Raw genomic sequence first — 8,278 nt, 5'->3', positions numbered from 1 at the left:
AGACATCTGAACGAAATCAAACCGATACCTCAAACAAGCCTGCCGAAATCAACGACTTTTTCAACGAAATCAGCTCAGAGCGGACCTCGGAGGCAGCGCAGCGTGTCGTGATAAAATGCTCCGGTCAACGTCGGGTTGTCGTTTTGGGAGGGCATGGCGGATCGGAGGATCAGTCATGGAAACACCAAACCTACCAGCCATTCGCGCACTTCGCCCTGCCTGGAACAAAGGGCGTATCGTCGGCCAGAAGCGACCACTGAAACCAAAACACGTCTGGGCGATACGGGTTCGACTTGAATTGGCCGAGAACCGCCGCGATCTCGCCCTGTTCAACATGGCGATCGACAGCAAGCTCCGCGGCTGTGATCTGGTGAAGATGAAAGTGGTCGATGTCATGGCTTCAGGCCAAATCAAAGAACGAGCCTCAGTCCTTCAAAGCAAGACGCAAAAACCTGTGCGCTTCGAGATATCCGAAGGAATGCGCGCGTCTGTCGAAAAGTGGATGGAGGACGAGCTGATGGTCGGTTCCGAGTACCTTTGGCCCGGGCGCTTTCATGAGCGCCTGCACAATTCGACCCGCCAATATGCACGGATCGTCCGAGATTGGGTCACATCGATCGGTCTTGAGGCGAGCGCGTATGGCACCCATTCAATGCGGAGAACTAAAGTCACGCAGATCTACAAGAAGACAGGCAACCTCCGAGCTGTTCAGCTCCTACTCGGTCACACGAAGATGGACAGCACGGTCCGATACCTTGGTGTCGAACTTGAGGATGCATTGGCCATTGCCGAAGCCATTGAAATCTAGACTAAAGGGCCGTTCGAAAGGACGGCCCAAAGCTGCCCTCTATAGCGACAGACGTCGCTGCGATGCAGCTTCCCCAAAGCGGAAGTTGATCGATTGCGCAGCATTTCCAACATTAACGTACACTCATCGGACAAAACGAACTCGTGCAAGCGCAGCTTCAACTATTGCCACGCGACCTTACTTGCTCCGGGTTCGGCGCTTTTGCACCTGTTAATCGCCACCACTTCGGCGCTTCGCAACGTCTGACAGACCCCGGGCCAGCAGGTCGAATACGATCCGGATACGACGGCTGGTCTGTAACTCCCGATGGGTGACCAGCCAGATTGGAAACTCAAGCGAAGGGAAATCCGGCAAGACCTTCTCTATGCCAGATTCAGCCTCGCCCAACGTTTCGGGCTGCATAGAGACGCCGTAGCCCGCTTTCACCAATTCCCATGCGACGACACCGCTCTCGCTCGACATCACGAAGCTCTCTGCGCGAACGGGCACGCCCATGTTGTGCAGTGGGGCCATTAGCCTCTCGGGGTCGGCATTGCCGACGAAATCGAGTGCAGCCACATCGCGCGGTGTCCGTGGGCGGCTTGCACGATCGAGATAGTCGGTCGCGGCATAGAGAGTGGCGCGAAAGTCGCCCAAGTGCCGTGCGATCAGGTCCGGCTGATCTGGGCGGACGTGGCGTATCGCGATGTCTGCCTCGCGCTGCGTCAAATTCTGCATCTCACTCGACGCGAGAATGCGGACGCGGATGCCCGGCGCCATCTGTCTCAACGGCTTGAGCACGCCCGGCAGGATCGCTGCTGACAAGAGGTCCGTTCCCGTGACCGTGACCTCTCCGGTGACATCCTGAGATTTACCGTCGGCCACCATCGAGATGAGAGTCGCAGCCTCGCCCATCGTGCGCATGTGATCAATCAGGTCGCGCCCTGCTTCCGTCAAGGTAAGACCACGGACGCTGCGTTCTACCAACGTGACGCCAAGTGCCTCCTCCAACGCACCGATCTGCCGTCCTATCGTCGGCTGCGTTGTCTTCAGCACGCGCGCCGCGCCGCTGAACGAGCCTTCCTCCGCTGTCGCGAGGAAGGCGCGTACCTGGTTCCAATCGAAGGAAACGGCCTGCCAGTTCATTCATGAGCGTATAGCAGGTGGACGAATTTAAGCAATCGACCTTTTATGAGCGCATGGATGATACCGGCTGCGAAACGAGATCGGCCCGGTCTCTGCAATCGAAAGCGACACAATGCATTCCGCAGTTTCTTACGACTGGCGCATCCGCGCTGCTTCAAACCTGAAGTGCAACACGCAAAGGAAACCGACATGACTGCCCAAGCCTTCTGGGACCGGCATGCGCCCAAGTACGCCAAGAAGCCTATTGCCGATGTCACCGCCTACGAAGAAAAGCTGGAATGCGTCACTGCGCTTCTTCGATCGACCGATCGCGTTCTTGAAATCGGCTGCGGCACAGGCGGCACGGCCAGGAAGATCGCGCCTGTCGTCGCTCATGTGACCGCAACCGACCTCTCTGCCGAGATGATCCGGATCGCCCGGTCACGATCAGGTGGCGATGCCGCGGGAAAACCAGAATTTCTTCAGGCGGAGGCGGCGCAATACATTCCTGGCCAACCGTTCGAGGTCATTTGCGCGTTCAGCCTGCTTCATCTGGTGGATGACATACCCACCGTGCTGGATTCAGCATTCCACCAAATGAAGCCCGGCGGTCACTTCATATCAAAGACGGTTTGCCTGAAGGACGCGCCGCGCTGGATGCGAGCCATGGTTCGCGTGCTCATGGCCGCGCGGATCGCGCCTAATGTGATCATCTTGAGTCGCGCTGAATTGACCCGACACCTGATCCGCGCCGGGTTCGAAATCGAGCAGACGCGGTACTTCGGAAAGAACCGACTGAGCCCCTTTATCGTCGCGCGCAAGCCCGCCTGAGGCAGACCGACGCCTTATTCTGAGAGACCGAAGCATGCACTTTATCAGCCGTCGCGAGTGGGCGTTCCTTGCCCTCGTGTTCCTCTACTCTTTCATTCCGGCAGTCGTAGGGCTGGTCCGGCTTCCGGAACTTCTCGGCGCTCGGGCGATCATCCCGCCGAACCCGCGTGCGGTGTTCGATCCCCTCCCGATCACATTGCATATCCTCGGCAGTTCAGTTTTCTGCCTTGTGGGGGCTGTGCAATTCCTGCCGAGCCTGAGGCGCTACCGCTCGGCCCTGCACAGGACCCTCGGGCGGATTGTGGCGGCAGCGGGATGCATCAGCGCACTAACCGGGCTCTGGATGACCGTGTTCTACGCATTTCCCGATGCCCTGCAGGGACCAGTACTTTACGGGGCAAGGGTCACGCTCGGCCTCGCGATGGTCACCCTCATCGCATGGGCCATCGTCGCGATCCGGTCGCGAAACGTCGCCGCGCACCGCGCCGCGATGCTGCGCGCCTATGCCATCGGCCAAGGGGCCTCAACGCAAACCGCGCTCTTTCTGGTCGCAATGGCCCTCTTTGACACCGAACTGCAGGGGTTTTCGCGAGACCTCCTGATGGTTGGGGCGTGGGCCATCAACCTTGCGATTGCGGAACTCCTTATCCGCCGCGCCTTTGCAACGCGCACATCCGGCGCGGTGATCTGAACCCGGTCGTGCTCTCGACCTGATACCGGCAAACTCCAGAAACACAGAAAGAAGACACCAAAATGAGACGGCTCGATCCCCGTATTCTTCTGTCGGCCCTGTGGCTGTTCATACTGCTCAACATCATCTTTCGCGATATTCACCAGTTTGTCCTCGCGTCCCATATCGAGATGCTGCTGACAGGCCATTACAACGGCATCGAGATCACCGAAGGGCTGATGCTTTTGGGCGGTTTCCTCGTCCAAGTGCCGATTGCGATGGTGCTCTTTTCGCTCCTGCTAACCCGCAGGATTGGTCGCCCTGTCACCTTTCTTGCAGCGATCGTCACAACCGGTACGCTCCTTTCCTCGACCCCCACCGACATGGATGACACCTTCCACCTCGTCATCGAGATCGTGGCTCTAATCGCAATTCTCTGGACCGCATGGACGTGGCCCGAGAACGAACACACCGCGCCGCAATCCGACGCAAGTTCTCCGAAAAAACGTGCGCGCACCGCGGACACGATGAATGAATAATAGGACCAAATAGATGTTGGAAGAAACGCCTTTAGACGATGCGTTTGATCTTTATGACAAGCTCGCACCTCGCTACGATAAACTTCATCATCGCTGGCTGCGTCATGCAGGCGGCGAGGCGCAGGCCGCCCTGGAAGGTCTGGTGCGTGCACTTGCGACGCCGAATTCGAGGCTTTTGGATGCTGGCTGCGGCACCGGCAACCTGGCACGTAGACTGATCGCCGAGGGCATGCCGCCGAATTTGATGACCCTTCTCGACCCGTCCGCAGCGATGCTTGCACGCTGCGCCGACATTCCTGTGCCGAAGATACAAGGACGGTTGGAGTCCCTGCCGTTTGAAGATGGCACGTTCGATCTTGTGACGTGTGCTTGGGCTTTGGAAACCGTCCCCGATCCCCATCTGGCTTTGAGTGAGCTTTGCAGGGTTGTTCGAGCCGGCGGCGCGCTTTGTCTCGCGTTCTGCGCGGATGAGCCTGCCCGTGGTCTTGCCGGCAGCCTCATGCGCCAGGCGCTTTTGTTTCGCGGGACCGGCCGATTTATGTCCCGCTCCCGATTGATGCAGGCAATCGAGCGTTTCGAAAATTTTGAAGTGCGGGCAATTCCGAGCCATGGTCCGGCCTCGACCCTGCTTGCTAGGCGGTCTGGCGCAGCAACCCAGGGGTCTTTGTAGCTGGGCTTAGAGTTGAAAATGACGACCACAGAATTACGGAGATCAAGCATGATCGGATATGTTACCCTCGGAACCAACAACTTCGAGGCCGCGCTGAAATTCTACGACGCCTTGTTTTCGAGCGTGGGCGCAAACCGTCTTTGGAAACACGGCGATATGGCCGCATGGGGCCGCTCAAGGGCCGAGCCTGCGTTATGCCTTGCTTGTCCATTCAATGGGGCACCGGCAAGCGTTGGAAACGGGGTGATGGTCGCTTTGAAAATGACCAACAGAAAAGCCGTCGATACGCTTCACGCCAAGTGCCTCGAACTTGGCGGAACAGATGAGGGACCCCCCGGCACACGCGGAGATCATGGTTTCTACGGAGGGTATTTCCGGGATCTGGATGGCAACAAACTGAATGCGTATGTCCCAGCGTGACAGCAGGCAAAGAGTTGGCTGTTGAAATATCGTGTCCAGCGGACAATGAGAGACGAGCACATCGAAAGACGCCGCAATGAGATCTGAAATAAAATTCGTCCGATTGTCGGAAATCGACCCAACCGAAATCTTAGCGCACATGTCCGACCCTCGTGTCGCCGAGCATATGCCGCTTCTGAGATTTACTTGGAATGCCGAGACAGTGGCGCGGTTTGTCGCCAAAAAGGAAGAGTGTTGGCACCGTGACGGACTTGGACATTGGGCATTCTTGTCCGATGACCGATATGTCGGCTGGGGTGGATTTCAAAAAGAAGGAGCCGAGTGGGATTTCGGACTGGTCTTGCGGCCCGACACGTTTGGCCTCGGGCCGCGCATCTCGCGAAAGGCGATCGACTTTGCAATTTCCGATGAACGCATCCCGTATGTGACCTTCCTTTTACCACCGTCACGCACGAACCTGCGGGCACTCGACAGACTTGGTGCTTGGCGGGTTGGCGAAGTCGACTATGACGGGGCGACCTTCCTCAAATTTCAACTTGCGACAGAGTGACAGCATTGTCCGATTTCTGGTACATCGCCAGCTCCAGAGTGTGTTGTAACTCGCGGCCCAAACCGGTCACTAGACCGAGGGTCGAAATGCCGCGTTTGCAGCCCGCTTTCCAGACCTTCGCTGCAGGAGCATATCGGTGTCTTAGGTTATGACGGGAATGCGGACTAAGCCGCCACTCGCCGCACCGTCCACTAAGAAACGCTCCGCGAACTTTGCGGACCCTGGAACAGCCTTTGACACAACAATTTGGAACGCCGCAGTTAACCGCGTGCACACCAGCATTGATTTCGAAAAGGTCCCAATGCCATCATCTTCTAAAAGTAGGAGGGGATTAGATGTGGAAACCAATCATATTTGCTTTTTTGATTGTCGTGACTGGTGCCGCAGCGGCTATGTCGCACGATGTGCGGGATCCAGCGGCTTTGCAAAAACCGCTTATTCAGGACTTGCTAACCGAGTCGCTCAAAAGCACTGAGGGCTTGGAGGTTGTCGTGAGCCATGTTGCCCTACCACCAAACCTCACTTTACCAATGCATTGGCATCCCGGTGAAGAATTTGCCTACATTCTGCAGGGCAGCGTCACCCTCATCCTAGACGGCGAAGGCGAACAAGAAGCTTTTTCAGGTGACGTAGGCGTCGTTCCGTTGAAGAAAGTGCACACCGCTCGCTCAGGGGACGAAGGGGCAACCATTTTGGTGTTCCGTGTCCATGAGGAGGGCCAGCCAGGCAGAGTTTTGGTCAGCGACTGATTTTCAAGACAAAGGCGAAACATCCTTTACCGAATGCATGGTTGTCGGAACCGGGGGGGTGCCGTTTGCCTTCACACTTGCAACCCTGCTTTTTTCCACCCGCTGCGCCAGCGATCAGCGCAGGTTGGAATAGAGAATAATGGTAAACGTGTTGTCTCGGTTATCGAAGCCGCATTCGGAGCGATTTCGTTCAATTTGACAGCCGCTGTTTTTGCCGCATCTATGTCATCGAGCTCAGCAAGCGAGGCAATCAGCATCAGGTGGCTCATCAGGAAGGTTGCACGCACAGACAAGGCTTCGCGACAGGCCTGCGCGGCTTCCTCATAACGTCCCAAGTGAAACAAGGCGGCACCCTGTCCCATGAAAGCGGCGTGCCGCAATGGATCACCCGGGCTGAGTTCGACAGACCGGACTGCATGTTCCAGCGCCTTGTCAGGGCGATTCAGCAAATAAAGATTTGCAGCGGCGAGCATGTGGACCGTCGCCGCGTTGGGATTTTCCGACAATGCTTCCTTAAAGGCTGTCCGCGCGCGGGACAGGTCATGTGCCAGCATAGAGATCGAATGTGCGGCATAAGCCTTTGCAATGCCGTCCGCGCGATCACTCCGCAGCACCTGCTCTGCGGCCGCGACAGCTGACTTGGGTCCCTGATCTACAGGTTCCAAACCTTGCACAAGACGTTGGATATGAAGCCATGCTAGCAAGCCCGCTGCGGAGGCGTATTCCGGATCTCGATCCAAAGCCAGTTTTGTCAGTCGTATTGCCTCTATGTTGTCTTGGTCAGTCAGCAAGTGGAAATGTGATAATGCTCGGAGGTAGAGCTCGTATGCCTGTAAGTCCTTGGTGGGTTTTGCACGCGCACGATTTGTTTCAGCGTGCCGCACCGATGGTTCAATAGCTGTAACTACGTCTTCGGTGACTTGATCTTGAAGATCAAAGATGTCGTCGAGCACACCGTCAAAGCGGTCCGCCCACAAATGGCTGCCATTTTCGGTATCTATGAGCTGTCCCGTGATGCGGACGCGCTGCCCGGAACGCCGAACGGAGCCTTCCAGTACATACCGAACCCCTAGGTCGCGGCCCACGTCGCGGATGTCCGTGCTTTTCCCCTTATAAGTAAAAGAAGAGTTTCGTGCGACGACCATCAACCAACGAAACCGCGATAGCTCAGTTATGATGTCTTCCGTGATGCCATCGGCAAAGAATTCCTGCTCCGGATCACCCGACATATTGTCGAATGGGAGCACAGCGATTCCCGGCCTCACATCCGCTTTGATCGCGAGATTGGCTTTCGTACCCTTTGGCCAACACCAGATTCCAACATGGCGCGTGATGTTTTTCAGTTCGGTTTGGTCTCCGCCGTCGAATAATCCCGCATCGCTACGGTCAAGGCTGTTATGAGACGTATCTGAAAAGAGCACTTGTCCCGGCTTCGCGAGAGCCTCCAGACGCGCGGCAACATTGATGCCGTCACCGAAAATGTCATCGCCGTCAGATACCACTTCCCCTGTGTGAACCCCGATGCGCAGTTTGATGTGGTCAGGTTTGTGGGCGGACTGAACTGCGATCGCGCAAGCTGCTGCTTCAGATGGTGATTGAAACTCGACGATCCAGCCGTCGCCCATGCTTTTAATCAGTGAACCATTGGTATCTTCCACGATCGGGAGAAACGTGTCCTCGCGGAAGGTCTTTAATGCAGCGACTGTGCCAGTACGGTCCTGATCCATCAGCGCGGAATAGCCCACAATGTCGGCGGCCAATACCGTCGTGAGACGTCTTCCCATTCACCCCTCCTCTTTGCAATGAAGTTAGCTCGGTGGGTTGCTTCTGTCAGCCCATTCGTCAGATTTTGAAAAGCCGTAGGCTCCAGACTCATTGATTTACAGCCAGAATAGGACTGTAGCAGCGAGAGCGATGGCCGAGAGGAATACCTTTGG

At 56.6% G+C, this 8,278-nt stretch carries 10 protein-coding genes; 8 read left to right on the top strand and 2 right to left on the bottom strand.

The genetic code is table 11. The features are described 5' to 3' along the window. Nucleotides 1-175 precede the first annotated feature (175 nt). A complete protein-coding gene (locus AC2FFF_RS19670) occupies nt 176-808 on the top strand; it encodes a tyrosine-type recombinase/integrase (protein ID WP_496883081.1) in 633 nt (210 codons plus the stop codon). Nucleotides 809-1,018: 210 nt separating this feature from the next. Here the strand turns inward: AC2FFF_RS19670 and AC2FFF_RS19665 are convergent, their stop codons facing one another. Beyond that, nucleotides 1,019-1,933, bottom strand: a complete 915-nt coding sequence (locus AC2FFF_RS19665; RefSeq protein ID WP_171329874.1) for a LysR family transcriptional regulator — start codon at nt 1,931-1,933, stop codon at nt 1,019-1,021. Nucleotides 1,934-2,122: 189 nt separating this feature from the next. Between AC2FFF_RS19665 and AC2FFF_RS19660 the strand changes: the two genes are divergently transcribed. From AC2FFF_RS19660 to AC2FFF_RS19630, 7 genes are all read left to right on the top strand, one after another. Further along, complete coding sequence (locus tag AC2FFF_RS19660) at nt 2,123-2,743, top strand: class I SAM-dependent DNA methyltransferase (RefSeq protein ID WP_281973983.1); 621 nt, start codon at nt 2,123-2,125, stop codon at nt 2,741-2,743. 34 nt (nt 2,744-2,777) lie between these two features. Continuing rightward, a complete protein-coding gene (locus AC2FFF_RS19655; protein ID WP_010443832.1) occupies nt 2,778-3,434 on the top strand; it encodes a DUF2306 domain-containing protein in 657 nt (218 codons plus the stop codon). Between the two features lie 62 nt (nt 3,435-3,496). Continuing rightward, a complete protein-coding gene (locus AC2FFF_RS19650; protein WP_281973982.1) occupies nt 3,497-3,952 on the top strand; it encodes a DUF6326 family protein in 456 nt (151 codons plus the stop codon). Between the two features lie 13 nt (nt 3,953-3,965). Then, the gene (locus AC2FFF_RS19645; protein WP_171329870.1) at nt 3,966-4,622 is read left to right on the top strand and encodes a methyltransferase domain-containing protein; all 657 of its coding nucleotides are present in this window, start codon (nt 3,966-3,968) and stop codon (nt 4,620-4,622) included. A gap of 48 nt (nt 4,623-4,670) precedes the next feature. Then, nucleotides 4,671-5,042: a VOC family protein gene (locus AC2FFF_RS19640; RefSeq protein ID WP_281973981.1), complete on the top strand. Its 372-nt coding sequence runs from the start codon at nt 4,671-4,673 to the stop codon at nt 5,040-5,042. A 76-nt stretch (nt 5,043-5,118) separates the two neighbouring features. After that, the gene (locus tag AC2FFF_RS19635; protein ID WP_010443838.1) at nt 5,119-5,592 is read left to right on the top strand and encodes a GNAT family N-acetyltransferase; all 474 of its coding nucleotides are present in this window, start codon (nt 5,119-5,121) and stop codon (nt 5,590-5,592) included. 335 nt (nt 5,593-5,927) lie between these two features. Then, nucleotides 5,928-6,341, top strand: coding sequence for a cupin domain-containing protein (locus AC2FFF_RS19630; protein ID WP_271952414.1), 414 nt, complete (start codon nt 5,928-5,930; stop codon nt 6,339-6,341). A gap of 71 nt (nt 6,342-6,412) precedes the next feature. Here the strand turns inward: AC2FFF_RS19630 and AC2FFF_RS19625 are convergent, their stop codons facing one another. Further along, nucleotides 6,413-8,101, bottom strand: coding sequence for an adenylate/guanylate cyclase domain-containing protein (locus tag AC2FFF_RS19625; protein WP_282022494.1), 1,689 nt, complete (start codon nt 8,099-8,101; stop codon nt 6,413-6,415). Between the last annotated feature and the right edge of the window lie 177 nt (nt 8,102-8,278).

The organism is Ruegeria sp. YTSA226 (assembly GCF_059609905.1).
This window is presented reverse-complemented; position numbering and strand designations above follow the sequence as displayed.

Coding starts and splice junctions, on each gene's coding strand:
- AC2FFF_RS19650 (WP_281973982.1), top strand. CDS start 3,497: ATGAGACGGCTCGATCCCCGTATTCTTCTGTCGGCCCTGTGGCTGTTC.
- AC2FFF_RS19645 (WP_171329870.1), top strand. CDS start 3,966: ATGTTGGAAGAAACGCCTTTAGACGATGCGTTTGATCTTTATGACAAG.
- AC2FFF_RS19640 (WP_281973981.1), top strand. CDS start 4,671: ATGATCGGATATGTTACCCTCGGAACCAACAACTTCGAGGCCGCGCTG.
- AC2FFF_RS19655 (WP_010443832.1), top strand. CDS start 2,778: ATGCACTTTATCAGCCGTCGCGAGTGGGCGTTCCTTGCCCTCGTGTTC.
- AC2FFF_RS19670 (WP_496883081.1), top strand. CDS start 176: ATGGAAACACCAAACCTACCAGCCATTCGCGCACTTCGCCCTGCCTGG.
- AC2FFF_RS19635 (WP_010443838.1), top strand. CDS start 5,119: ATGAGATCTGAAATAAAATTCGTCCGATTGTCGGAAATCGACCCAACC.
- AC2FFF_RS19630 (WP_271952414.1), top strand. CDS start 5,928: ATGTGGAAACCAATCATATTTGCTTTTTTGATTGTCGTGACTGGTGCC.
- AC2FFF_RS19665 (WP_171329874.1), bottom strand. CDS start 1,933: ATGAACTGGCAGGCCGTTTCCTTCGATTGGAACCAGGTACGCGCCTTC.
- AC2FFF_RS19660 (WP_281973983.1), top strand. CDS start 2,123: ATGACTGCCCAAGCCTTCTGGGACCGGCATGCGCCCAAGTACGCCAAG.